Source organism: Pseudomonas zanjanensis (genome assembly GCF_014268745.2).
GTDB classification, from domain to species: domain Bacteria; phylum Pseudomonadota; class Gammaproteobacteria; order Pseudomonadales; family Pseudomonadaceae; genus Aquipseudomonas; species Aquipseudomonas zanjanensis.
In genome coordinates, this window is record NZ_JABWRB020000001.1 from 270100 (window position 1) to 293626 (window position 23527).

The 23527-nt window shown below is 62.1% G+C and carries 24 protein-coding genes; 10 read left to right on the forward strand and 14 right to left on the reverse strand.

What is annotated here, in order from left to right; translation table 11 throughout:
• Nucleotides 1-85 precede the first annotated feature (85 nt).
• The 3 genes from HU715_RS01300 to HU715_RS01310 all read left to right on the forward strand — a co-directional run bounded on the left by HU715_RS01300 (nt 86) and on the right by HU715_RS01310 (nt 1981).
• The gene (locus tag HU715_RS01300; RefSeq protein ID WP_186708427.1) at nt 86-811 is read left to right on the forward strand and encodes a PA1041 family peptidoglycan-binding anchor lipoprotein; all 726 of its coding nucleotides are present in this window, start codon (nt 86-88) and stop codon (nt 809-811) included.
• A gap of 146 nt (nt 812-957) precedes the next feature.
• Entirely contained in the window at nt 958-1230 is a 273-nt protein-coding gene (locus HU715_RS01305) for a DUF1145 domain-containing protein (protein ID WP_186708429.1), read from the forward strand.
• Nucleotides 1223-1981 (forward strand): collagen-like protein, encoded by a 759-nt coding sequence (locus HU715_RS01310; protein ID WP_186708431.1) that lies wholly within the window; start codon nt 1223-1225, stop codon nt 1979-1981. The genes HU715_RS01305 and HU715_RS01310 overlap by 8 nt, the downstream gene beginning before the upstream one ends.
• Nucleotides 1982-2114: 133 nt before the next feature.
• On the opposite strand, the gene HU715_RS01315 is transcribed toward HU715_RS01310, so the two are convergent.
• Nucleotides 2115-2579 carry a CopD family protein gene (locus tag HU715_RS01315; RefSeq protein ID WP_186708432.1) on the reverse strand — a complete coding sequence of 155 codons (465 nt, stop codon included), beginning with the start codon at nt 2577-2579 and terminating at the stop codon, nt 2115-2117.
• A gap of 99 nt (nt 2580-2678) precedes the next feature.
• Between HU715_RS01315 and dinG the strand changes: the two genes are divergently transcribed.
• The 4 genes from dinG to pdxH all read left to right on the forward strand — a co-directional run bounded on the left by dinG (nt 2679) and on the right by pdxH (nt 8180).
• Entirely contained in the window at nt 2679-4823 is a 2145-nt protein-coding gene (gene dinG, locus HU715_RS01320; protein WP_186708434.1) for an ATP-dependent DNA helicase DinG, read from the forward strand.
• Between the two features lie 291 nt (nt 4824-5114).
• The gene (locus HU715_RS01325) at nt 5115-6260 is read left to right on the forward strand and encodes a serine hydrolase domain-containing protein (RefSeq protein ID WP_186708437.1); all 1146 of its coding nucleotides are present in this window, start codon (nt 5115-5117) and stop codon (nt 6258-6260) included.
• Nucleotides 6261-6377: 117 nt separating this feature from the next.
• The gene (locus HU715_RS01330; protein ID WP_186708439.1) at nt 6378-7508 is read left to right on the forward strand and encodes an OmpA family protein; all 1131 of its coding nucleotides are present in this window, start codon (nt 6378-6380) and stop codon (nt 7506-7508) included.
• Between the two features lie 24 nt (nt 7509-7532).
• Nucleotides 7533-8180, forward strand: a complete 648-nt coding sequence (gene pdxH / locus HU715_RS01335) for a pyridoxamine 5'-phosphate oxidase (RefSeq protein WP_003198446.1) — start codon at nt 7533-7535, stop codon at nt 8178-8180.
• Here the strand turns inward: pdxH and HU715_RS01340 are convergent.
• On the reverse strand, nt 8128-8409 hold the full coding sequence (locus HU715_RS01340) for a hypothetical protein (RefSeq protein ID WP_186708441.1): 282 nt from the start codon (nt 8407-8409) through the stop codon (nt 8128-8130). The genes pdxH and HU715_RS01340 overlap by 53 nt on opposite strands.
• 171 nt (nt 8410-8580) lie before the next feature.
• Between HU715_RS01340 and HU715_RS01345 the strand changes: the two genes are divergently transcribed.
• The gene (locus HU715_RS01345; protein ID WP_024776354.1) at nt 8581-9045 is read left to right on the forward strand and encodes an outer membrane lipoprotein; all 465 of its coding nucleotides are present in this window, start codon (nt 8581-8583) and stop codon (nt 9043-9045) included.
• Between the two features lie 917 nt (nt 9046-9962).
• Here HU715_RS01345 and nhaA read toward each other — a convergent pair.
• Nucleotides 9963-11150, reverse strand: a complete 1188-nt coding sequence (nhaA, locus tag HU715_RS01350; RefSeq protein ID WP_186708444.1) for a Na+/H+ antiporter NhaA — start codon at nt 11148-11150, stop codon at nt 9963-9965.
• A 267-nt stretch (nt 11151-11417) separates the two neighbouring features.
• On the opposite strand from nhaA, the gene HU715_RS01355 reads away from it, so the two are divergent.
• Entirely contained in the window at nt 11418-12512 is a 1095-nt protein-coding gene (locus tag HU715_RS01355) for a PLP-dependent cysteine synthase family protein (protein WP_186708446.1), read from the forward strand.
• 168 nt (nt 12513-12680) lie between these two features.
• Here the strand turns inward: HU715_RS01355 and HU715_RS01360 are convergent, their stop codons facing one another.
• The 3 genes from HU715_RS01360 to HU715_RS01370 all read right to left on the reverse strand — a co-directional run bounded on the left by HU715_RS01360 (nt 12681) and on the right by HU715_RS01370 (nt 15860).
• Nucleotides 12681-14294, reverse strand: coding sequence for an NAD(P)/FAD-dependent oxidoreductase (locus HU715_RS01360; protein WP_186708448.1), 1614 nt, complete (start codon nt 14292-14294; stop codon nt 12681-12683).
• A 73-nt stretch (nt 14295-14367) separates the two neighbouring features.
• Nucleotides 14368-15042, reverse strand: a complete 675-nt coding sequence (locus tag HU715_RS01365; RefSeq protein ID WP_186708450.1) for a hypothetical protein — start codon at nt 15040-15042, stop codon at nt 14368-14370.
• Nucleotides 15043-15260: 218 nt separating this feature from the next.
• On the reverse strand, nt 15261-15860 hold the full coding sequence (locus HU715_RS01370) for a short chain dehydrogenase (RefSeq protein WP_186708452.1): 600 nt from the start codon (nt 15858-15860) through the stop codon (nt 15261-15263).
• Between the two features lie 104 nt (nt 15861-15964).
• Here HU715_RS01370 and HU715_RS01375 point away from each other — a divergent pair, with 104 nt between their 5' ends.
• A complete protein-coding gene (locus tag HU715_RS01375) occupies nt 15965-16879 on the forward strand; it encodes a LysR family transcriptional regulator (RefSeq protein ID WP_186708454.1) in 915 nt (304 codons plus the stop codon).
• Nucleotides 16880-17001: 122 nt separating this feature from the next.
• Here the strand turns inward: HU715_RS01375 and HU715_RS01380 are convergent, their stop codons facing one another.
• The 8 genes from HU715_RS01380 to livH form a co-directional block, all read right to left on the reverse strand.
• Nucleotides 17002-17481: a DoxX family protein gene (locus HU715_RS01380; protein WP_186708455.1), complete on the reverse strand. Its 480-nt coding sequence runs from the start codon at nt 17479-17481 to the stop codon at nt 17002-17004.
• The gene (locus tag HU715_RS01385; RefSeq protein ID WP_186708457.1) at nt 17478-18236 is read right to left on the reverse strand and encodes an HvfC/BufC N-terminal domain-containing protein; all 759 of its coding nucleotides are present in this window, start codon (nt 18234-18236) and stop codon (nt 17478-17480) included. Before HU715_RS01385 ends, HU715_RS01380 begins: the two co-directional genes overlap by 4 nt.
• Nucleotides 18233-19102, reverse strand: coding sequence for an MNIO family bufferin maturase (bufB, locus tag HU715_RS01390; protein ID WP_186708459.1), 870 nt, complete (start codon nt 19100-19102; stop codon nt 18233-18235). Before bufB ends, HU715_RS01385 begins: the two co-directional genes overlap by 4 nt.
• 25 nt (nt 19103-19127) lie before the next feature.
• Nucleotides 19128-19433, reverse strand: coding sequence for a BufA1 family periplasmic bufferin-type metallophore (locus HU715_RS01395; RefSeq protein ID WP_058544229.1), 306 nt, complete (start codon nt 19431-19433; stop codon nt 19128-19130).
• A 275-nt stretch (nt 19434-19708) separates the two neighbouring features.
• Nucleotides 19709-20410: an ABC transporter ATP-binding protein gene (locus HU715_RS01400; RefSeq protein ID WP_053119042.1), complete on the reverse strand. Its 702-nt coding sequence runs from the start codon at nt 20408-20410 to the stop codon at nt 19709-19711.
• Entirely contained in the window at nt 20411-21178 is a 768-nt protein-coding gene (gene livG, locus HU715_RS01405) for a high-affinity branched-chain amino acid ABC transporter ATP-binding protein LivG (RefSeq protein WP_053119044.1), read from the reverse strand.
• Nucleotides 21175-22431: a high-affinity branched-chain amino acid ABC transporter permease LivM gene (locus HU715_RS01410; RefSeq protein WP_186708461.1), complete on the reverse strand. Its 1257-nt coding sequence runs from the start codon at nt 22429-22431 to the stop codon at nt 21175-21177. The genes livG and HU715_RS01410 overlap by 4 nt, the downstream gene beginning before the upstream one ends.
• Nucleotides 22428-23351, reverse strand: coding sequence for a high-affinity branched-chain amino acid ABC transporter permease LivH (gene livH, locus HU715_RS01415; protein ID WP_014336891.1), 924 nt, complete (start codon nt 23349-23351; stop codon nt 22428-22430). Before livH ends, HU715_RS01410 begins: the two co-directional genes overlap by 4 nt.
• Between the last annotated feature and the right edge of the window lie 176 nt (nt 23352-23527).

Here is a 23527-nt window from a genome sequence, read left to right on the forward strand (position 1 = left end):
CTTGGCATCCGCGGCTTGTAGAGTTGCGGATGCGGGTCTTTACTCCTGTGTGACCGGTATGGGCCGGTGACACAGGAGCCTTCACATGAACGTTCTAATCAGGGCCGCCTTACCGGTGCTGCTGGCGAGCAGTCTGTTGTCCGGTTGCGCCACTCACAGCGACGGCAGCGCACCCCTCAATCAACGCACGTGGCCAATCTGTAGCCTGATCGGCGGCCTCGTCGGCGGCGGGTTGGGGGCCATTGAAAGCAGCGGTTGGGCCGCTGGTGGCGCCGCCTTGGGGCTGCTGGGCGGTGGCTTGATCTGCTACGCCCAGGATGGCGATGAAGACGATGATGGCGTGTTCGACCGCCGCGATCGTTGTCCCGATACCCCAGCCAATACACCGGTCGAGCATCATGGCTGCCCGGTGCCGCAATACCCCGCCAGCGCGCCACCGGTCGAACCGCAAGCGCCGACCAGCGAAGTCATTACCCTCAACGACGCGGGCAAGGTGCTGTTCGATTTCGACAAATCCGATCTCACCGCAGAGGCTCGAAGCCAGCTCGATGGGCTGATGGGCAAGCTCAGCCATGTCAATGTCGCCAGCATTCGGGTAGTGGGCCACACCGACAGCGTCGGCAGCGATGCCTATAACCAAGGGCTGTCCGAACGTCGCGCCAGTAGCGTCGTGGAGTATTTGCTGACCCAGGGACTCGCCCCCGACAAACTCACCAGCGAAGGCAAGGGTGAAAGCGAGCCGGTGGCCGACAATGAGACCGACGAAGGGCGCGCGCAGAATCGCCGGGTCGAATTGCATCTCCAACGCTGAGCAGCGAGCCAGAGCTGCCGGATCGTCGGGAGGGCGATCCGGTCGGCCGGGGCTCGGGTTGGATTAAATTTGCCTGGCCCTCTGGCTTATCCGGCGCGCAAGCCGTTACTGTGCGCGCAAAGAATAATTCTCCATCAGGGGGGCGTATGAAGGTGTTTTGGGGGCTGGGGCGCTTGCTGACCCTGCTGTTCTGGCTGGTGGTGCTGGTCAACCTGGTCGTGCCGTTCGTCCATCCGCTGCATCTGCTGGTCAATTTCGCCGGTGCTTTTTTGCTGGTGCTGCACGTGCTGGAACTGCTGTTGTTCCGGGCCAGTTTCCGTGGCCGCGCCGCCCCTGGCCGTGACCGCCTCAGAGTGCTGCTGTTCGGCATCTTCCATCTGCAAACCCTCCCGACCGCGCCAGAGGCTTCCCATGCGTAAATTGTGTCTGCTTGCCGCACTCGTATGCCCGTGGGCTTCGGCTCAGGTGCTCCAGGTCGAAAGCCATTCGTTGATGCGCCTGCCCAACACCACCAGCACACTGACCCTGGAACGTCTGGAGGTGGCCGATTACGGCACGCTGCTGGTGCCGTCCAATGTCGCTGAACTGTCCATCGACCAATTGCACCTGGGGCGTGAAGCGCGGATCGCCATCGTGCCGGCGCAGCAGGCATTGGAAATGAAAGTGGCCCGGGCTGAATTGGCCGAGGGCAGCCAGATCACTTCACGCGGCGCACCGGGTACCTACACCAAGGCCGCGCGGCCTGGGCGCGATCTCAACCTGCGTTTCAAGGTGTTGAATGGGCCGTTGTTGTCGGTGGATGCCCGTGGCGGCACCGGTGCACCGGGTTACGTGGGGCTCGACGGTGCCAATGGCCAGGCGCCGGGTTGCACCTGGGGCTCGGCCGGTCGCGGTGCCGATGGCAGCAATGGCAGCGATGGCCAGCCGGGCGCCGCCGGCGCGCAGGTGCGCCTCGAACTGCCCCGGGCCTATCCTGCCGAGCAGATCAAGGTCACGGTGGATGGCGGTGCCGGTGGCCCGGCGGGACACGGCGGCAAGCCTGGGGCGGGCGGCAAGGCCAAGGGCTGCGTGGTCTATACCGCGGATGGCGGCAAGAGCGGTCGCCCTGGCGCCGACGGCCAGCCCGGGCCTGCCGGAGCGGCGGGGGCGGTGACGGTGCAGCGGTTCTAAACGTATGGCGAACCTCATGTGGGAGCGGGCTTGCTCGCGAAGAGGGCGTGTCAGGTTAATCAATGTTGATTGACCCAACGCCTTCGCGAGCAAGCCCGCTCCCACAAGTTCAGTGTGATATCGACGATTTTTTTCAGAACATCGGCCGCGCCGCGCCAAGCGCCACCACCAGCAACCCGATCAACAAATTGATCCCCACCAACCGCCGGATTTTCCCGAGCACCGCCGCACCCGCCGGCCAGTCCTGCGCCGTTACGGCGTTACGCAAAACGGGCAGTTGCAAGCCCTGGATGCGGATAAACAGTGCTGTCATCACTATGTACAGCCCCATCATGATCTGCACATAACGCGGCGCGGTTTCGAAGCCGGCGAAGCGCAGATGGATCAGGCCGACGCCGCTGATCGGTAAAAGCACCACGGCCACCCAGACCCAGACGAAAAAACGCTGAAACACTTCTACCCATAACTTGAGCCGGGCAGGGCCCTCTAGCGCCGTCATTGCGGCGGGTCGCAGGATCATCCAGGCGAAGAACATGCCGCCGACCCAGATCAGGGCCGCCAGTAAATGCAGGGTGTAGACGAGGGCAAAGGGTGTCATTGGGTTACTCCGTTCTGCGCAGGATTCATTAGCGGGGTATGATAGCCGCCGATCCGAACCACTGAAAATTTATCCAGCGTTTTTAGCGCCCGACCATTCATGATCAGCACCGAACTCAAAACCACGATCCAGGGCGCCTATTCGCGTTTTCTCGAAGCCAAGAGCCTCAAGCCGCGATATGGCCAGCGCCTGATGATTGCCGAAGTGGCAAAAGTCCTGGGTGACATCGACACCGACGACGAAGGCCGGCGCAGCGGCGAGCCTGCCATCGTGGCGGTGGAGGCCGGCACCGGTACCGGCAAGACCGTGGCCTACAGCCTGGCAGCGATTCCGACTGCCAAGGCCGCTGGCAAACGCCTGGTGATCGCCACGGCCACCGTCGCCCTGCAGGAGCAGATTGTCTACAAGGACCTGCCCGACCTGATGCGCAACAGCGGGCTGAACTTCACGTTCGCCCTGGCCAAGGGCCGCGGGCGCTACATGTGCCTGTCCAAGCTCGACATGTTGCTCCAGGAAGGCCACGCCCAGACCGCCACGGCCCAGTTGTTCGAAGAAGAAGGCTTCAAGATCGAGGTCGATGAAGCCAGCCAGAAGCTGTTTACCAGCATGATCGAAAAGCTGGCCGGCAATAAATGGGACGGCGACCGCGACAGCTGGTCCACGGCCCTGGAAGACGCCGACTGGTCTCGCCTGACGACCGACCATAGCCAGTGCACCAACCGCCATTGCCCTAACTTCGGCCAGTGCGCCTTCTACAAGGCCCGGGAAGGCATGGGCAAGGTCGACGTCATTGTCACCAACCACGACATGGTCCTGGCCGACCTGGCCCTGGGCGGCGGTGCGGTGCTGCCGGACCCGCGCGACACGATCTACGTGTTCGACGAAGGCCATCACCTGCCGGACAAGGCCATCGGCCATTTCGCCCATTACACCCGGCTGCGCTCCACCGCCGATTGGCTGGAAACCACCGCCAAGAACCTCACCAAGCTCTTGGCCCAGCATCCGTTGCCGGGCGACCTGGGCAAGTTCATCGAGCAAGTGCCGGAGCTGGCGCGGGAAATCAAGACGAACCAGCAGTTCATGTTCACCGCGTGCGAGCAAGTGGCCGATTTCAAGCCCGGCGAAGACGTCGAGGGCCGCGAGCGGCCACGCCACCGGTTTGTCGGCGGGGTGATTCCTGAACACATGCGCGAAATGGGCATCGAGCTCAAGAAAGGTTTCGCGCGCCTGACGGATCTGTTCACGCGGCTGACCGACCTGCTCAAGGAGGGCATGGATGGCGAGGTCAACATTGGTATCGCCAGCAACCAGGCCGAGGAGTGGTATCCGCTGTTCGGCAGCCTGCTGTCCCGCTCCCAAGGCAACTGGGAACTGTGGACGGCCTTCACCGCCGAAGACCCGGAAGACAACCCGCCGATGGCGCGATGGCTGACCCTGGCCGAAAGCGGTTCGCTGTTCGACATCGAGGTCAATGCCAGCCCGATCCTGGCGGCGGAAATGCTGCGGCGCAACCTGTGGAACGTGGCCTACGGCGCGCTGGTGACCTCCGCCACCCTGACCGCCCTCGGCACGTTCGACCGCTTCCGCATGCGCGCCGGCCTGCCGAAGAAGGCCGTGACCGCCGTGGTGCCAAGCCCCTTCCATCACGCCGACGCCGGTGTGCTGCGGGTGCCGGACCTCAAGGCCGACCCCCGGGACGCCGCCGGCCATACGGCGGCGATCATCCGCGACCTGCCGGAACTGGTGGAAGGCTCACGGGGCACGCTGGTGCTGTTTTCCTCGCGCAAGCAGATGCAGGACGTGTTCGATGGCTTGGACCGTGATTGGCGCAAGCAGGTGTTCATCCAGGGCAACCTGTCGAAGCAGGAAACCCTGAACAAGCACAAGGCACGGGTCGACGGTGGTGATTCCAGCGTGTTGTTCGGCCTGGCGAGTTTCGCTGAAGGCGTGGACTTGCCCGGTGCCTATTGCGAGCACGTGGTGATCGCCAAGATCCCCTTCTCGGTTCCCGACGATCCGGTAGAGGCGGCGCTGGCCGAGTGGATTGAAGCCCGCGGAGGCAATCCGTTCATGGAAATCTCCGTGCCGGACGCTTCGCTGAAGCTGGTCCAGGCATGTGGCCGCTTGCTGCGCACCGAAGAAGACCGCGGCACCATCACCTTGCTCGACCGCAGGCTGGTGACCCAGCGCTATGGCAAGGCGATCCTCAATGCATTGCCGCCGTTTCGGCGGGAGATTTCCTGATACGTGCAATGACCTGCTGTGGCAAGGGCGCTTTTGTAGCAAGTGGGAGCTTTTGTGGCGAGGGAGCTTGCTCCCGCTGGGCTGCGAAGCAGCCCCAAACCTGGCACAGCGGTGTGCCAGGCCTATGGCGTGCGGTCTGAACAGGGCTGCTGCGCACCCCAGCGGGAGCAAGCTCCCTCGCCACGAAGGCCAGAACCAGTCCGGTCAGCCGTCTTGCGGCGGTTCCCAAAAGCCTGAATGGCTGAAACAATGCCAGCCACCTTAAAAGTGTTTGTTTCAAGGGAGTTACGGGTGCAAATTCAAGGTCATTACGAGCTTCAGTTCGAAGCGGTGCGTGAAGCGTTCGCGGCATTGTTCGATGACCCCCAGAAGCGCGGCGCGGCGTTGTGCATCCAGGTGGGGGGGCGCACGGTCATCGACCTGTGGGCCGGTACCGCCGACAAGGATGGCCATGAAGCCTGGCACAGCGACACCATCGCTAACCTGTTCTCCTGCACCAAGACGTTCACCGCCGTCACCGCCTTGCAACTGGTGGCCGAAGGCAAGTTGCAACTGGACGCCCCGGTGGCCCGCTATTGGCCTGAGTTTGCGGCGGCGGGCAAAGCTGGCATTACCCTGCGCCATCTGCTCTGCCATCAGGCCGGACTTCCGGCGTTGCGTGAGCTGTTGCCGCCCGAAGCGCTGTATGACTGGCAAACCATGGTCGACGCCCTGGCGGCCGAAACGCCTTGGTGGACGCCGGGCGAGGGTCACGGTTATGCCGCGATCACTTACGGCTGGCTGGTGGGCGAGTTGTTGCGCCGGGCCGACGGGCGAGGCCCGGGGGAGTCCATCGTGGCCCGCGTCGCCAAGCCGTTGGGCCTGGATTTTCACGTGGGCCTGGCCGACGAGGAGTTTTATCGCGTGGCCCACATCGCCCGTGGCAAAGGCAACGTCGGCGATGCGGCGGCCCAGCGCCTGTTGCAGGTGACGATGCGCGAGCCCACGGCCATGACCACCCGGGCCTTTATCAATCCGCCGTCGATCATGACCAGCACCAACAAACCGGAATGGCGACGCATGCAGCAACCGGCGGCCAACGGCCACGGCAATGCCCGTAGCCTGGCTGGGTTCTACGCGGGACTGCTCGATGGCAGCCTGCTGGAAGGTGAAATGCTCGACGAACTGACTCGCCAACACAGCCTCGGCGAGGATAAGACGTTGTTGACCCAGACCCGTTTTGGCCTGGGCTGCATGCTTGACCAGCCGGATGTGCCGAATGCGACCTATGGCCTCGGCCCACGGGCGTTCGGTCATCCGGGGGCAGGAGGCTCGATCGGGTTTGCCGATCCCGAACATGATGTCGCGTTCGGCTTCGTGACCAACACGCTTGGGCCTTACGTGTTGATGGACCCGCGCGCGCAGAACCTTGCGCGGGTGCTTGCCACTTGTCTATAAAACGCCATTGAAGGCCATGGACACAGGAACCTCGTGTCCTTTTCAGTTTCCAATCGTCTGTTTATGCGGCCAAAACATGGCCTTGTTTTTTCATCTAGATCATTTTGTGGATATCCAATGTCATCGAATAAAACCCTCGCTCTGGCGCTGTGCTTCGCTATCACCGGTTGCGCACAAACCCCACAAAATGATGCCGAGGGCGGCAGTGGCTGGTGGCCGTTCGGTTCTTCCGACAAGGTAGCGGCCAAGGATACGGCGCCAGTGGCGCCCCTGAAGCCAGCCGCCGTCGCACCGCAAGCCAAGACCGAGGGCGCCAGCCATTGGTGGTGGCCGTTCTCTTCCGAGGAAACCGCCGCAGACGCTGCCAGAAAAGCCGAAGCAAAAGCTGAAGCCAAGCCTGAGGCCAAGGCGCAGGCAGCAGTTGCCAAGGCCGAAGCCGAAAGCAACGGCAAGTGGTGGTGGCCGTTCGGCGGCAAGGATCAGGAAACCGCCAAGGCGGTGCCGATGCCCGATCCGAAAGTTACCCAGGCCTGGCTCGACGACTACGAGCCGAAGCTGCGCACCGCCATCAAGGACAGCAAGCTCGAACTCGAGCGCCGCGACAACGTGCTGGTGGTCACCGCGCCCGTGGACGGCTCGTTCAACCCGGACCGCCCGGCCATGCTGTTGCCTGTGACGCTCGGCCCGTTCACCCGCGTGGCGAAGATCCTCGAGGCCGATCCGAAGACCGCCGTGCTGATTCTCGGCCATGCCGATACCTCGGGCGCCGCCCCGGCCAACCTCAAGCTCAGCCAGGAGCGTGCCCAGTCCGTGGCGGCGATTTTCCGCCTCAGCGGCCTGCAACGCGATCGCCTGATGCTGCGCGGCATGGGCGCAGTGGCGCCACGTGCGGCCAACGATAGCGTCGAGGGTCGCGCCTTGAACCGTCGTGTGGAACTGCTGGTCACGCCCGCCAACACCATGGTTGCGCTGCTGAGCAAGTACAACATGCCGGCGCCGGCCCCGGTGACCATGGTTGCCGCCCAGGATGTGAAGCCTGCTGCCCCGGCCCCTGCGCCTGCGGCTAAAAAAGCGGTGGCTTCGACCAAGAAAGCCTCGGCCAAGAAAGCGCCGGCCAAAAAAGCCGCGACCAAGGCGCCTGCAAAAAAAGCCCCGGCCAAGCCCGCCACCCCGGCGAAGAAACCCCAACCGGCCAAAGCCGCCACCGATACCAAGAAAGTCGCGGCCGCCGAGACTCCGAAGCAGTGATGGGCTAACCATAAGGAATGCGCCATGACCCAACCGCTGGCTGATATGCGCCGCGACTACACCCGCGACGGCTTGACCGAGGCACAAGCCCCGGCCGAGCCGTTTGCATTGTTCCACCAATGGTTCGCCGACGCGGTGAAAACCGAACAGGCCCCGGTGGAGGCCAACGCCATGACCCTGGCGACGGTGGATGCAGAGGGGCGCCCGCATTGCCGGATCCTGCTGCTCAAGGGCCTGGATGCCCTGGGCTTTACGTTCTTCACCAACTACGACAGCGCCAAGGGCCAACAACTGGCCGCGAATCCATTCGCGGCCATGACGTTTTTCTGGCCGGCCCTGGAACGCCAGGTGCGCATCGAAGGCAAAGTGGTCAAGGTCACGGCGCAAGAGTCGGACGCCTATTACCAGGTTCGCCCGCTGGGCAGCCGTCTCGGCGCCTGGGCTTCACCCCAGAGCCGGGTGATTTCAGGGCGCGCGGAGTTGGACGATTTGCTCAAGGCCACCGAGCAACGTTTCAGTGACAGCCAACCCCATTGCCCGGAGCATTGGGGCGGTTACCGCTTGCTGCCCGAGCGCATCGAGTTCTGGCAGGGCCGCCCAAGCCGCCTGCATGATCGCCTCAACTACCGCCTGCAAGGGGCGAACTGGACTCGCGAGCGCCTGGCGCCTTAGGCGGATAATCTGCCGCAGCGGTTTGCAACCATTGCGGCAGGTCCCTGCGCTTGATGCCTTGTTCTCGGGCGCGGGTCAATTGTTGCAGCATGTAGGTCTTTTTCAGCTCATCCTGCCCCGCCAACGACAGTGCCAGGTCGCGGTCCATCCAGCGTTTGATCCGCACGTACAGCCACCCGTGGAAGTACAGGCCGGCCACGGTGGTGACGACGATAATGAAATAGTCCATGAAAAAATCCCTGGGTTGATGACGCAGGTTTCGTAAATTGGCGCTACTGTTTGGTGAATTTTTCCGGTGCGCCTGTATCCCACCTGAATGAAAACAATTTTATCCCGGCAAGGCCGTGACAGGCGTCAAGCTGGGGAGTTTAATGAATCCCTGTCTTTTGGAGTTGATGCTATGCGTAAGTCTGTTTTGCTGGTTGCTTCCTTTTCCACGATGGCGATGTTGCTCACTGGCTGTCAGTCGAGCCTGACCGGTGACTCCTACTCCCGTGACGAAGCGCGTCGCGTGCAGACGATTCGCATGGGGACCATCGAATCCCTGCGTCCGGTCAAGATCGAAGGCACCAAGACCCCGATCGGCGGTGCGGCGGGTGCAGTGGTCGGTGGTGTAGGCGGCAGCGCCATCGGCGGTGGCCGTGGCAGCATCGTCGCTGCTGTGATCGGTGCGGTGGCCGGTGGCCTGATCGGTTCCGCCACTGAAGAAGGCCTGACCCGTACCCAGGGTGTGGAAATCACTGTGCGTGAAGATGACGGCAGTATGCGTGCCTATGTGCAGCAGGTTCAGGAGAACGAGGTGTTCCGTGTGGGTGAGCGGGTTCGTATTTCCACTGTGGGTGGCACGAGTCGCGTATCGCACTAAGCTGGAATCAGGTCAGAAAAACGGCGCTTGTTCCTGGGAGGGAAAGCGCCGTTTTTTTATGGATTTTGTTTCGGGTTGCGGGGTGTATATCCGTTGCTGCGGTAACGGCGGCTTATGGTTCAGCCCTTACGGCGGGTCACTTTTTTCAGGCGCCACGAAGGCAGCGTGGTTAACGGGGCGCCCCAGATCGAAATCAAAAGCCGAGCGAGGCGGCCTTATAGCCGACCTGGCTCATGCTGGGGACCGCGTTCCTCCTGTGGGAGCGGGCTTGCTCGCGAAGGCGGTGTGTCAGTTTGCAGTGATGTTGGAGGTGCCGGTGTAATCGCGAGCAGGCTCGCTCCCACAGGTGATCCAGGTGCCCATGAGTCTCGTGTTTGGCTGCAGGCTTATTGTGGGAGCGAGCCTGCTCGCGAAGACGATGTCACAGTCGATGAAGATGTTGGATGGGCTGGCCTCTTCGCGAGCAAGCTCGCTCCCACAGTGGTTCTGTGTCGGACATAAATTTTGTGTTCACCGGAGACGCAGTGTGGGAGCGAGCTTGCTCGCGATAGCGGTGGCTCAGCCAAATAAGTGCCGGCCTATGCCCCGCTTGCTCTTGCTCTTGCTTTGGATCTTGATCTTGATCTGGGCGCCCCGTTAAACCACGCTGGCCGAACGCAGGTATTGTGGAGTGGGCATCCCGGCATGGATGCCGGGATAGCCGCGCTGGGCCATGGATGGCCCTTCGCGGCGGGCCCACGGAGCAATGCCGGAGTGAGGGCACACCGAGCCTAGGCGAGGTGCCGAGTGGTGGGGCAAGAGCGTTTTGGTTACTTTTGCGCTCTTCAAAAGTGACCCGCTGTAAGAGCGGAACCATAAGTAGCCGTTACCGCAGCAATGGATATACACACCTTCCTGATCCACCTGGCAGCCAGGAATCAGCCAGGCAATACGGTCTGCTTACGACTGGCCGCCGCCGTCACCGCATACCCCAACAACGCCGCCAGAATCGAACCCGTAAGAATCCCCATCCGATCCATGCCGGCGTAGTCACTCACACCCGGCTCGAACGCGAGGGAGCCAACGAACAGGCTCATGGTAAAGCCGATCCCGCAAAGGATCGCCACCCCCAGGATCTGCCCCCAATTGGCCCCGGCGGGCAGGCTGGCGATGCCGATTTTAACCGCCAGCCAGGTCAGGCCGAAGACGCCGACGGTCTTGCCCAGCAACAGGCCGATGGCAATCCCCATCGGTACGTGATGGGTGAAGCTCTCGACGGTGACGCCGTTCAGGGACAGGCCAGCATTGGCGAAAGCGAACAGCGGCAGGATGCCGTAGGCCACCCAGGGATGCAGGGCATGTTCCAGGGTCAGCAGCGGCGAGGTCTCGGCGTTTTTCGTGCGCAGCGGGATGCAGAACGCCAGGGTTACCCCGGCCAGCGTGGCATGGACACCGCTCTTGAGTACGCAGATCCAGAGGATCAGGCCCACGACCATGTAGGGCCCGAGCTTGACCACCCCCATCCGGTTCATCGCCACCAGCGCGGCGATGCAGGCGGCCGCCAGCATGAGCGACAAGGTGGACAGGGCGCCGGAGTAGAAGATGGCGATGATGATAATGGCGCCCAGGTCGTCGATGATCGCCAGGGTCATCAGGAACAGCTTGAGCGACACCGGCACCCGCTTGCCGAGCAAGGCCAGTACACCGAGGGCGAACGCGATGTCGGTGGCGGTGGGAATCGCCCAGCCAGCGAGGGCGGGAGGATTGTCGCGGTTGAGAAACCAATAGATCAGGGCGGGCACCACCATACCGCCAATCGCCGCCGCCCCTGGCAGGACGATTTGCGAAGGTTTCGACAACTGCCCATCGAGGACCTCACGCTTGACCTCGAGACCGATGAGCAGGAAGAACATCGCCATCAGGCCGTCGTTGATCCACAGCAGCAACGGTTTGGCGATCTTCAGCGCGCCGACTTGGGCGACCACCGGTGTGTCGAGCAGGCCGTTGTACAGCCAGGACAGCGGCGAATTGTTGATGACCAGGGCCAGCACGGCGGCAGCGATCAGCAGCAGGCCGCTGGCAGCCTCCAGTTGAAAAAAACGTGTCAGAGAATTGCGTAGAGCCACGATCGCTCTCCATTCATTGAATCAAAAAGATGGCACACCCTAACCCGTACTGTTAGTTGTTAAAACAAAAGTTATATTCTTTTTTGTTATATGTCGTTACAAGGCCTGCGCCACGCAGTCGGCAGTTACGGGCCATATTGGACCTTAGCTGTACCTGTGCGCGATGTCGGTTTTTTCCTAAGCTGGCGTCTGGTTTTTCCGAACGCCAGCCCTTGCCTGCACGACCGCGTGATTTCCCCGCGTCGAACCGATCAGTGAGAAAACACCATGAACGACCATCGCCAGTGGGCCCGCGAAGCGATCCGCATCATTGAGGCTGACTTCCAGCGCAGCGCCGATACCCACCTGATTCCGCTGCCGCTGCCTGGCCTGCCGGGCATCGAACTGTATTTCAAGGACGAGTCCAGCCATCCCACCGGCAGCCTCAAGCATCGGCTGGCGCGCTCGCTGTTTCTCTATGCGTTGTGTAACGGCTGGCTCAAGCCCGGGGCGCCAGTGATCGAGGCCTCCAGCGGCTCGACGGCGATTTCCGAGGCTTACTTCGCCAGGTTGCTGGGCCTGCCGTTCATTGCGGTGATGCCGGCGACCACCTCCAAGGAAAAAATCGCACAGATTGCGTTCTATGGCGGCCAGAGCCACCTGGTGGACGACCCTACGCAGATCTACGCCGAATCCGAACGCTTGGCCCGCGAGCATGATGGGCACTTCATCGACCAGTTCACCTACGCCGAGCGCGCCACGGACTGGCGGGCCAATAACAACATTGCCGAATCGATCTTCCAGCAGATGCGCTTCGAGCGGCATCCGGAGCCCGCTTGGCTGATTTCCAGCCCTGGCACCGGCGGCACCACGGCGACCCTGGGACGGTATGTCCGTTACCGCCAGCACGGCACCCGCGTGTTATGCGCCGACGCCGAGCGTTCCGTGTTCTTCGACTACTACCGCAGTGGCGACGCGAGCCTGCGCCTGGACTGCGGTTCACGCATCGAGGGCATCGGCCGGCCGCGGGTCGAGGCGTCGTTCCTGCCGAAAGTCATCGATGCGATGGTCAAGGTTCCGGATGCCTTGTCACTGGCGGCCATGCACTACCTGGCCGAGCGCTTGGGACGACGGGTCGGTGGGTCCAGCGGCACCAACCTGATCGGCGCACTCATGGCGGCCAGGCAGATGGCAGATGCCGGGGAATCGGGATCGATCGTGGCGATCTTGTGTGACGGTGGCGAGCGCTACGCCACGACCTATTACGACCCGGCGTGGCTCAAGGCCCAGGGCTATGAGTTGAATGGGCTGATGGACATCGTGGCGGCGAGTGTGGAGCGGGGCGAGGCACTGCCGGTGAGTGTGTTGCGGGCGAATATCTGATCCCGAGACACTGACGTCTTGTGGGAGCGGGCTTGCTCGCGAAGGCGGTGGGTCAGTCAACTTATCGGTGAAGGATGTACCGCATTCGCGAGCAAGCCCGCTCCCACAGGGTAATGCTGTTACTCAGGACTTTAAGTGAACAGCATCACTTCCATAAGCAGACCTCTGTCAGCCCTCGAGCCCCAGGATATCCCGCGCCACCGCCTCGGCAATCCGAATCCCGTCCACCCCCGCCGACAGGATCCCGCCCGCGTAGCCGGCGCCTTCACCCGCCGGGAACAGGCCCTTGACGTTCAGGCTCTGCAGCGACTCGTTGCGGGTGATGCGCAGGGGCGACGAGGTGCGGGTTTCGATGCCGGTCAGCACGGCGTCATGCAGCGAGTAGCCGCGGATCTGTTTCTCGAACGCTGGCAGGGCCTCGCGGATAGCTTCGATGGCGAAATCCGGCAGGGCCAAGGCCAAGTCGCCGAGGGACACCCCTGGTTTGTAGGAAGGTTCGACGCTGCCCAGGGCCGTAGACGGCTTGCCGGCGATGAAGTCGCCCACCAGTTGCGCCGGAGCCTCGTAGTTGCTGCCGCCGAGCACGAACGCATGGGATTCCAGGCGTTCCTGCAATTCAATCCCGGCCAGTGGGCCACCTGGATAATCCACTTCCGGGGTGATGCCGACGACGATGCCGGAATTGGCGTTGCGCTCATTGCGCGAGTACTGGCTCATGCCGTTGGTCACGACGCGGTTCGGCTCGGACGTCGCCGCCACCACGGTGCCGCCCGGGCACATGCAGAAGCTGTACACCGAACGACCATTCTTGGCGTGGTGCACCAGCTTGTAATCGGCGGCGCCGAGTTTCGGATGGCCGGCGTATTTGCCCAGGCGCGCACTGTCGATCAGCGATTGCGGGTGTTCGATACGGAAACCCACCGAGAACGGCTTGGCTTCCATGTACACGCCCCGACCGTGGAGCATGCGGAACGTGTCCCGGGCGCTGTGGCCCAAGGCCAGGATTACGTGTTTCGAATGGATCTGCTCACCGCTGGCCAGCTCGACGCCAACCAGTTGACCGTCTTCGATCAAAACGTCGGTGACCCGCTGCCCGAAGCGCACTTCACCGCCCAGGGCGCGAATCTGCTCACGCATGGTTTCCACCACGCCTGTCAGGCGGAAGGTGCCGATGTGCGGTTTGCTGACGTAGAGGATTTCTTCCGGTGCACCGGCCTTGACGAATTCGTGCAGGACCTTGCGACCGAGGAATTTCGGATCCTTGATCTGGCTGTAGAGCTTGCCGTCGGAAAACGTCCCTGCGCCACCTTCACCGAACTGCACGTTGGATTCGGGGTTGAGCACGCTTTTGCGCCACAGGCCCCAAGTGTCCTTGGTGCGCTGGCGCACTTCCGGGCCACGCTCGAGGATGATCGGCTTGAAACCCATCTGTGCCAGCAACAGGGCGGCGAAGATCCCGCACGGGCCGAAGCCGACTACGATCGGCCGTTCGCTCAGGTCGGTCGGCGCCTGGCCCACCACTTTGTAACTGACATCCGGCGCTTCGTTGACGTTACGGTCATCGGCGAACTTGCGCAGCAGGCTGGCTTCATCGCGCACCGTCAGGTCGAGGGTGTAGATGAAGCACAGTTCCGAGGATTTCTTGCGCGCGTCGTAGCTGCGCTTGAACAAGGTGAAGTCGAGCAGGTCATCGCTGGCGATGCCCAGGCGCTGCAGGATGGCAGGGCGCAGGTCGTCTTCGGGGTGATCGATTGGCAGCTTGAGTTCGGTGATTCGTAACATGGCGGGGTCCGGTTCGCGGGATGCACAACTGCACCAGGGCGTGAACCGGCGATTATAAGCCAAAAGCGGTGAATCAGTCGTCGCGCGCGCCACCGAAGTAGGCGCAGCCGCGCTGGACCTGGTTGTTGACTCGCAACTCGGCGCTCATGTGTTGCACGCTGCCAGTGGCGCTGTCGACACAGCGTGCCGGTGTCACCCAGAGTTCGACTTTCTCGCCGTTGGCTTCGGTGCCGAGGTTGAAGCGGCCATCGCCCAATTGCTCTTCGACATAAGGCACTGCCAGTGGCGGCTGACCTACGCGATCCAGTACCAGGCCCTTGCCGCTGGCCGTGAGGGTCCATTCCGGACTGTGGCCCACTGCACGCAGAATCATGCGTTTGAAGTCAGCGTTGTCGCATGTGGTCCCCGACGGTTCCAGGCGATAGAGCTGCTCGACGTCCAACTGGCTGTCGGTACCGGCCGCCGCGCTGGAAACGATGCGACCGCGTACGTCGGCAAACAATTTGCCGTGATCGTCGGCCAAGGATGCAGCTTGTTGCAGGACGCTGGTGCCGCCGGCGTCGTTGACGATGTAGCGGCGTTGTTCCTGGCACGGCTGGATGACCAGTTTGCCATCGGCCGCCGTGAGTTCGCCCTGCAGGCGCACCTGGCCGGCGTGGGAGGCGCTCTGACGAGGGGCGTCGAGCAATTGGCAGCCGGTGAACAGCGGCAGGAGGGCGACAAACAGCAGGGAGCGGGCGGCACGCATCATTGGGTCTCCAGACAAGTGTCGCCACGTTACTCAGACTGATCTCACATCACAACCCATAGGAGCGGTGTAGGAGCGGTGTGGAGCTGTGTAGGAGCTGTCGAGTGCAACGAGGCTGCGATCTTTCCCCCTGACAATTGAGTCTTGAATGAAAGACCAAAGATCAAAAGATCAAAAGATCGCAGCCTTCGGCAGCTCCTACACGGGTAGGTGATCGGTCAACCCACGTGAAACGTCTGACCGGTTTGCAGGCCTTCGACGCTCTTGGCGTAGGCCAATGCCACGTCCACTGCGGGTACGGGCTTGAAGCCGCGGAAATAAGGCGCGTATTTGTCCATGGCTTCCAGTAGCACGTTCGGGCTCACCGAGTTGACCCGCAGGCCCCGTGGCAACTCGATTGCCGCGGCGCGCACGAAGCTGTCCAGGGCGCCGTTGACCAGGGCCGCCGAGGCGCCGCTCTTGATCGGATCGTGGCTGAGCACGCCAGTGGTGAAGGTGAAGGATGCGCCGTCGTTGGCGAATTCGCGGCCGATCAGCAGCAGGTTGACCTGGCCCATCAGCTTGTCTTTCAAACCCAGGGCAAAGCTGTCTTCGGTCATCTCGGCCAGGGGCGCAAAGGTGACGTTGCCGGCGGCGCAGACCAAGGCATCGAAACGGCCGGTCTTCTCGAACAGGGCGCGAATCGAGGCGCTGTCGCTGATATCCACTTGCAATTCACCGCTGTGACGGCCGATCCGAACGATGTCGTGGCGGGGCGACAGTTCGTTATCGATGGCCGAACCGATGGTGCCGTTGGCGCCGATCAACAGGATTTTCATGAGCTGTTCCTCAATGGGCTGAATGAGTTTTCAGTCTAGAGGGGTTCTTTCCATTGATAATCATGCTAATAGGCAACCTTTGGTTTTCATTTGGAAACAATCCAATGAGCGAAATGGATGACCTGGCGGCATTTGCCGTGTTGATGGAGGCCGGCAGTTTCACCTTGGCGGCCCAGCAGTTGGGGTGCAGCAAGGGTCAGTTGTCCAAGCGCATCAGCTTGTTGGAGAAGCGCTTTTCAGTGGTGTTGCTGCAACGCACCACTCGACGCTTGAGCCTCACGGCGGCAGGGGCGGCGTTGTTGCCCCAGGCCCAGGCATTGTTGGTGCAAGTAGAAAGGGCGCGTCAGGCATTGGCGCGGTTGAAGGATGACATCTCCGGGCCGGTGCGTATGACGGTGCCGGTTTCGTTGGGCGAAACGTTCTTCGAGGGTTTGTTGACGGAGTTCGCTCGCACCTATCCCGACGTGCAGATCGAACTGGAGCTCAACAACGGTTACCGTGACTTGAGCCGCGATGGCTTCGACCTGGCGATCCGTTCCGACGCTGCCATCGATGAACGGCTGGTCGCCCGGCCAGTGCTGGCGTGGCACGAAATGACCTGCGCCAGCCCGGCCTACCTTGAGCGTTACGGCGCACCTGAGACGCCCCAGGCCCTGGCCGAGCACCGCTGCTTGCTCAACAGCCACTACAGCGGTCGCGAAGAATGGCTTTACCACCAGCAGCACGAACTGCTGCGGGTCCGCGTCTCAGGGCCGTTTGCCAGCAATCACTACAGCCTGCTGAAAAAAGCCGCCCTGGCCGGCGCCGGAATCGCCCGGCTGCCGTCGTACTTGCTGCATGAAGAGTTGGCTGACGGACGCCTGCATTGGCTGCTGCGCGATTACCAGACCCGGCGCATGCCGATGTACCTGGTGCACCCGTACCAGGGCGGCCTGCCCAAGCGCACCCAGGTGTTGGCTGATTATTTGATCGATTGGTTCAAGCGCAGCGGCGAGGCGTTGGATCGACTGCAGCGATAGTCCAGCCATTGGAGATTTTTTGTGGGAGCGGGCTTGCTCGCGAAGACGGTGGTACATCCAGTATTTATGCAAACTGACCCACCGCCTTCGCGAGCAAGCCCGCTCCCACAGGGGATCTGTGTTCAGGCGTGGGCGTAGCGCTTGGCAATCAGGTGGTCGATCGACAGCAGCCCCGGCCCACGGGCCATCAGGTAGAGCAAGACCGCCGCCCAGGTGCCATGGGTCGGGTAGGCGTCCGGGTAGACGAACAGCTGGATGGTCACGGTCATGCCCAACAAGGCCAGCGCCGAAAAGCGTGTCGCCAGGCCAAGCAGGATCAGCACCGGGAACACATGCTCGGCTGAGGCCGCCAGGTACGCGGCCAGTTCCGGCGACAGCAGCGGCAGGGCGTATTCGCTTTTGAACAGGGGAATGGTCGAGTCCGCCAGGTGCGGCAGGCCGACCTGGAAGGTGCCATCGAGCAGGTCGATGGCCAGGCCTTCGATTTTGGTCTGGCCGGATTTCCAGAACACCGCGGCAATCGAAAAACGTGCGACGAAGGCGATCAGGCTGTGGGGAATTTTCTCCAGCCATTGAATGAAACCGGCAATCAGGGTGTTCATGGAGATACCTGTTCGGCGAGGAGGTGAGTGATGGCCTGGTGACGGATGAGGCCCGCCAGGGTGTGTTCCAGGTCGAGGTCGTTTGAGGCTTCAATGGCTGCAATCAGGGACACCCCCTGTTGCAGGGCCGTGATAAAGCCATGGGCAGCGTGACTGATCGCAAACACCTTCACGTCCAGGCCGTTGCGCAGCACCAAGGCGTTTTGCGCGGGGAAAGCTTCGAACGGCACCGGCGTCTGGTGCTGATGGGCGGCCCAGATCGTCACCACGGCGAAGGGCGATTGCAGCAGGCGCAGTGACGGGTGAAGCCCAATCTTCAGGTGTCCCGCCAGCGTGGGGGACGACAGCGCCTTTACAATTTGTTCTTGCGCCATGGGCTCGGCGTCGGCGGCATGCCAGGCTTGTAAATGCAGTCGCTCCAGGCGAGCGACGTCCGTCAGGTACGGCACGCTGGCGGCGGGTTCGAAGTGTTTGATGAACTCGGCAAAATCGTCCCCGTAGTCGCTCATCACCGGGCTTCGCGGCGCTGTCGATTGGACGTAGACCCCGGCCATGGCCCGAAAGAATTCCTCACCCACCAGATGCACCACCACCGGATAGTTGTCGGCCAGGGCGTTGATCAATGAACCGAGCACGTTATTGCGGTACACCGCGAAACGGCTTTCCGGGGCCGCGCCGTTGGCGCTGACCAAGCCGGGCGGACACGCTTTGCGCGGGTCGAGCAGGGCGGCGGTGAAGGCGTGCTGGTTGCTCATGACCGCGCTCCTGCGGCGCTCAACAGCCGATCGGCCTGGCGCGCTTCGGCCAGCAGCACTTCCCACGCAGGCACGTGGTTGTCGCGCTCGATCAAAGTGGCCACCGGCCCGATCCGCTCCAACACCTTGAGATATAGTTGCCAGACAGCGTGGTCGACAGGGGCGCCGTGATCGTCTATCAGCAGGCGCTCGCCGAGGCTGTCGGTGTCTTCGGCAAAGCCGGCCAGGTGAATTTCGCCGGTCGCGTGCAAGGGCAGGGCACCGAGGTAGGCCAAGGGATCGCGGCAGTGGTTGATGCACGAAACGTAGACGTTGTTCACATCCAGCAGCAGGCCGCAGCCAGTACGGCGGATCACTTCGCTGATGAAGTGTGGCTCGTCGAGGGTCGAGGCTTCGAAGGCCAGGTAGGTGGCCGGGTTTTCCAGCAACAGCACGCGTTTGAGGCTGCTCTGGACCTGATCGATGTGCTGGCAGACGCGGTCGAGGGTTGCTTCGTCGTAGGCCAGGGGGAGCAGGTCATTGAGGAACACCGGGCCGTGGCTGGACCAGGCCAGGTGTTCGGAAAAAGACTGGGGCTGATAGCGTTCGATCAATGCGGCCAGGCGCTGCAGATGCGCAACATCCAGCGGCCCCTCCCCACCGATCGACAGGCCGACACCGTGCAATGACAGCGGGTACTGCTCGCGTATCCGCCCCAGGAAGTGATGAAGCGGCCCGCCCGCCACCATGTAGTTTTCCGCGTGCACTTCGAAAAAGCCCAGATCCGGTCGGGTCTGGAGCACTTCACGAAAATGCTCGCTCTTGAGCCCCAGCCCCGCCTTGGGCGGCAACCGGCTATCAAGGGCGGGGGAAGGGGTCTTCAACATGGTGACGGGCCTCAGGCAGATGCGATCAGGATTTGGCTTTGAACGCTTCGAGCTGGCCGAAACCGGTCGGGGAAGTTTTGCTTTCCATGGTGGTGCAAGTGCCTTTTGGCACCGATTTCCAGGCGTTGCCCTGGTAGTCCATTTTTGCCGTACCTGCGCAGGTGGTGCCGGCACCGGCGGCGCAATCGTTCTTGCCTTTTAGGGCAACGCCGAAGCATTTCTCCATGGTGTCGTCGGCTGCGTGGACGGTCGAGACGGCTGTCATGCTCAGGGCAGAACCCAGGGCCAGGACCAGGGCGGTGGCGGACAGGGTGCGGGTCGAAGCAGTCATGGTGATTCTCCAGTCTTCAGGGAAATGAACCGGCGTTAGTGCCGGTCTACTGAACTAGAGGAGGGAGAGGGGAAAGCGTTACAGCGTCTGCAGATTTTTTTCGGTTTTCCCCAAACCCGTGGCGAGGGAGCTTGCTCCCGCTGGGCCGCGCAGCGGCCCCAAGGTGTTGCGGTCGCTGCGCAACCGAGCGGGAGCAAGCTCCCTCGCCACAAAGGCAATCATTTTACGAAGGGCAAAAAAAACGGCCCGAAGGCCGTTTTTTCATTGCGCCAGACTTAACCGCCCAAGTACGCCTCGCGCACTTTCGGGTCGGTCAGCAAGGCTTCGCCGGTGCCTTGCATTACCACGCGACCGTTCTCCAGCACGTACGCCCGGTCGGCGATTTTCAGCGCCTGGTTGGCGTTCTGCTCCACCAGGAACACCGTCACGCCATCCTTGCGCAGCTGTTCGATGATGTCGAAGATCTGCTGGATGATGATCGGTGCCAGGCCCAGGGACGGCTCATCGAGCAGCAGCAGCTTGGGCTTGCTCATCAGCGCACGGCCGATGGCGAGCATTTGCTGTTCGCCGCCGGACATGGTGCCGCCGCGCTGGGTAAAGCGTTCTTTCAGGCGTGGGAAAAGGTGCAAGACCTTGTCCATCTGTTCCTGATAGTCGCCCTTGTCAGTGAAAAAACCGCCCATGGCGAGGTTTTCTTCCACGGTCAGACGGGCAAATACCCGACGGCCCTCAGGCACCACGGCGATGCTCTTGCGCATGATCTGCGCCGAGTCCTGACCCACCAGTTCCTCACCCATGTAGCGGATGCTGCCGCTGTGGGCCTGGGGCGAACCGCAGAGCGTCATCAGCAGGGTGGATTTGCCGGCGCCGTTGGCGCCGATCAGCGTGACGATTTCGCCCTGGCGGACCTCGACGTTGACGCTGTGCAGGGCCTGGATCTTGCCGTAGAAGGTGGAAACGTTTTCGAACTGCAGCATTTACGCTTCCCCCAGGTAGGCTTTGATCACTTCAGGATTGTCGCGGATCTGTTCCGGCGTGCCGTCGGCCAGGGGCGTGCCCTGGTTGATCACGACGATGTGGTCGGAAATGCTCATGACCAGCTTCATGTCGTGCTCGATCAACAGCACGGTGACGTTGTGCTCCTCACGCAGCACGCCGATCAGCGCCTTCAGGTCTTCGGTTTCCTTCGGGTTCAGGCCGGCGGCCGGTTCGTCGAGCATGAGGATCCGTGGACGGGTCATCATGCAGCGGGCGATTTCCAGGCGCCGTTGCTGACCGTAGGCCAGGGTCCCGGCGGTACGGTTGGCAAACTCGGTGAGGTTGACCTTGTCCAGCCAGTACTCGGCGTATTCCATGGCCTCGCGTTCGCTCTTGCGGAACGCCGGGGTCTTGAACAGGCCGGCAAAGAAGTTGGTGTTCAAGTGACGGTGCTGGGCGATCAACAGGTTCTCGACCGCTGTCATGTCCTTGAACAGCCGCACGTTCTGGAAGGTGCGCACCACGCCCTTGCGGGCGATGTGGTGACCGGGCAGGCCCTGGATGGGCTCGCCGTCCAGCAGGATGGTGCCGCCAGTTGGCTGGTAGAAGCCGGTCAGGCAGTTGAACACGGTGGTCTTGCCCGCGCCGTTCGGCCCGATGAGGGCAACCACTTGCTTCTCTTGCACGGTCAGGGCTACGCCGTTGACCGCCAGCAAACCGCCGAAGCGCATGCTCAGGTTTTCGACTTTCAGGATCTCGCGGCTCATTTGCGCAGCTCCATGTGGGGGCGTTGCATAGGCAGCAGACCTTGAGGACGCCAGATCATCATCAGCACCATCAAGGCGCCGAACATCAACATGCGGTATTCACTGAATTCACGCATCATTTCCGGCAGCAGGATCATCACGATCGCCGCCAGGATCACGCCCAGTTGCGAGCCCATCCCGCCCAGCACCACGATGGCGAGGATGATCGCCGACTCGATGAAGGTGAAGGATTCCGGCGTCACCAGGCCCTGGCGAGCAGCGAAGAAGCTGCCGGCAAAACCGGCGAACGCAGCGCCGAGGGTAAAGGCCGACAGTTTGATCACGGTGGGGTTGAGACCCAGGGCACGGCAGGCGATTTCGTCTTCACGCAGCGCTTCCCACGCGCGGCCGATCGGCATGCGCAGCAGGCGGTTGATGACGAACAACGCGGCCAGGGCCAGCAACAGAGCAACCAGGTAGAGGAAGATCACCTTGTTGATCGAGCTGTATTCCAGGCCGAAGTACTCGTGGAAGGTCTGCAGACCTTCGGCGGCTTTACGTTCGAAGGTCAGGCCGAAGAACGTCGGTTTCTCGATGTTGCTGATGCCGTTCGGGCCACCGGTGATGTCGGTCAGGTTACGCAGGAACAAACGGATGATCTCGCCAAAACCCAGGGTCACGATCGCCAGGTAGTCGCCGCGCAAGCGCAGGACCGGGAAACCCAGCAGGAAACCGAAGGTGGCGGCCATCATCCCGGCGATCGGCAGGCAGATCCAGAAGCTCAGGCCGAAGTAATGGGACAGCAGCGCGTAGCTGTAGGCACCGACGGCGTAGAAACCGACGTAACCCAGGTCCAGCAGGCCGGCCAGGCCTACGACGATGTTCAGGCCCAGGCCCAGCATCACGTAGATCAGGATCAGCGTGGCGATGTCCACCGCGCCGCGCGAACCGAAGAACGGCCACACCAGGGCCACGACGATCAAGCCCAGCACGATCCAGCGCTGGGTGCTCGGCAGGGTCAGGAAGTTGCTGGCCTTGGCCGGCATCACCGGCAGGCCGGGCGAAGACTTCCACGCCGCGCTGATCTGCGTGCTGAACAACACGCGCACGAACATCAACAGCGAGCACACGGCGATGGTCGCCAGGATGGCCGGGCTGGTGCCGTGCACTTCCAGGTTGATGCCGACGATGGTCAGTTTAAGACCCAGTACCGGGTAGGCCACGGCCCAGACCAGCAGGGCGCTGAAGAGCGCCGATTTGAGATGCCTAGTCATACTTTCTCAACCTCCGGGCGGCCCAGGATGCCGGTCGGCCGGAATAACAGAACCAGAACCAACAAGCCGAATGCCACGACGTCCTTGTACTGGTCGCCGAAGATGTCGGCGCCAAAGGCTTCGGCCACGCCCAGCACCAGCCCGCCGAGCATGGCGCCGGGGATGCTGCCGATGCCGCCCAGTACCGCGGCGGTGAAGGCTTTCAGGCCCACGAGGAAGCCGGCGTTGGGGTTGATCACGCCGTATTGCATGCTCAACAGCACCGCGGCGATGGCGGCCAGGGCCGCACCGATGACAAAGGTCAGGGCGATGATGTTGTTGGTGTTGATGCCCAGCAGGTTGGCCATCTTGATGTCCTCGGCACAGGCGCGGCAGGCGCGGCCCAGGCGGGAACGGGAGATGAACAGCGTGAGGCCGAGCATGGCGACCAGGGTCACCACGAACACCACGATTTGCATGTAGGAAATCAGCACTTCATGTGCCCCGCCTGGCCCGATGGCGAAGTTGCCCGGGATCAGGTTGGGAATGGATTTGTCCTTGGAGTCTTGCGAAAGCAGTACCGTGTTCTGCAGGAAGATCGACATACCGATGGCGGAAATCAACGGAATCAGACGGTTGCTGCCGCGCAGGGGGCGGTAGGCGATCCGTTCGATGCTGTAGCCATAGGAACTGGTGACCACGATGCTCGCGATGAAAGCCGCGGTCATCAACAGCGGGACACTGTCGAGTCCCATCATGGCCAGCCCGGCGATGGCGATGAACGCCACGTAGGAGCCGATCATGTAGACCTCGCCGTGGGCGAAGTTGATCATTCCAATGATGCCGTAGACCATCGTATAGCCGATGGCGATCAGGGCATACGTGCTGCCAACGGTCAGGCCGTTAACCAGCTGCTGGAAGAAGTGATAGATGTCAGGCATTACAGCGCTCCTAAAAACCTGATACGCATTTCACTGGTGGAGTCATTTTCCCGCCCGGGTCCCATGGATCTGCATCCACTTCGGACTCGAGTTTTGCCAGCGAACCGCTGATGACGGTTTTGAGATTTTCAGGTGGGGAGACTGGCGGATCACGCCAGCGCGGCCCAATACATTTA

Coding starts and splice junctions, on each gene's coding strand:
- HU715_RS01300 (WP_186708427.1), top strand. CDS start 86: ATGAACGTTCTAATCAGGGCCGCCTTACCGGTGCTGCTGGCGAGCAGT.
- HU715_RS01305 (WP_186708429.1), top strand. CDS start 958: ATGAAGGTGTTTTGGGGGCTGGGGCGCTTGCTGACCCTGCTGTTCTGG.
- HU715_RS01310 (WP_186708431.1), top strand. CDS start 1,223: ATGCGTAAATTGTGTCTGCTTGCCGCACTCGTATGCCCGTGGGCTTCG.
- HU715_RS01315 (WP_186708432.1), bottom strand. CDS start 2,579: ATGACACCCTTTGCCCTCGTCTACACCCTGCATTTACTGGCGGCCCTG.
- dinG (WP_186708434.1), top strand. CDS start 2,679: ATGATCAGCACCGAACTCAAAACCACGATCCAGGGCGCCTATTCGCGT.
- HU715_RS01330 (WP_186708439.1), top strand. CDS start 6,378: ATGTCATCGAATAAAACCCTCGCTCTGGCGCTGTGCTTCGCTATCACC.
- pdxH (WP_003198446.1), top strand. CDS start 7,533: ATGACCCAACCGCTGGCTGATATGCGCCGCGACTACACCCGCGACGGC.
- HU715_RS01340 (WP_186708441.1), bottom strand. CDS start 8,409: ATGGACTATTTCATTATCGTCGTCACCACCGTGGCCGGCCTGTACTTC.
- HU715_RS01345 (WP_024776354.1), top strand. CDS start 8,581: ATGCGTAAGTCTGTTTTGCTGGTTGCTTCCTTTTCCACGATGGCGATG.
- HU715_RS01355 (WP_186708446.1), top strand. CDS start 11,418: ATGAACGACCATCGCCAGTGGGCCCGCGAAGCGATCCGCATCATTGAG.
- HU715_RS01360 (WP_186708448.1), bottom strand. CDS start 14,294: ATGTTACGAATCACCGAACTCAAGCTGCCAATCGATCACCCCGAAGAC.
- HU715_RS01365 (WP_186708450.1), bottom strand. CDS start 15,042: ATGCGTGCCGCCCGCTCCCTGCTGTTTGTCGCCCTCCTGCCGCTGTTC.
- HU715_RS01370 (WP_186708452.1), bottom strand. CDS start 15,860: ATGAAAATCCTGTTGATCGGCGCCAACGGCACCATCGGTTCGGCCATC.
- HU715_RS01375 (WP_186708454.1), top strand. CDS start 15,965: ATGAGCGAAATGGATGACCTGGCGGCATTTGCCGTGTTGATGGAGGCC.
- HU715_RS01380 (WP_186708455.1), bottom strand. CDS start 17,481: ATGAACACCCTGATTGCCGGTTTCATTCAATGGCTGGAGAAAATTCCC.
- HU715_RS01385 (WP_186708457.1), bottom strand. CDS start 18,236: ATGAGCAACCAGCACGCCTTCACCGCCGCCCTGCTCGACCCGCGCAAA.
- bufB (WP_186708459.1), bottom strand. CDS start 19,102: ATGTTGAAGACCCCTTCCCCCGCCCTTGATAGCCGGTTGCCGCCCAAG.
- HU715_RS01395 (WP_058544229.1), bottom strand. CDS start 19,433: ATGACTGCTTCGACCCGCACCCTGTCCGCCACCGCCCTGGTCCTGGCC.
- HU715_RS01400 (WP_053119042.1), bottom strand. CDS start 20,410: ATGCTGCAGTTCGAAAACGTTTCCACCTTCTACGGCAAGATCCAGGCC.
- livG (WP_053119044.1), bottom strand. CDS start 21,178: ATGAGCCGCGAGATCCTGAAAGTCGAAAACCTGAGCATGCGCTTCGGC.
- HU715_RS01410 (WP_186708461.1), bottom strand. CDS start 22,431: ATGACTAGGCATCTCAAATCGGCGCTCTTCAGCGCCCTGCTGGTCTGG.
- livH (WP_014336891.1), bottom strand. CDS start 23,351: ATGCCTGACATCTATCACTTCTTCCAGCAGCTGGTTAACGGCCTGACC.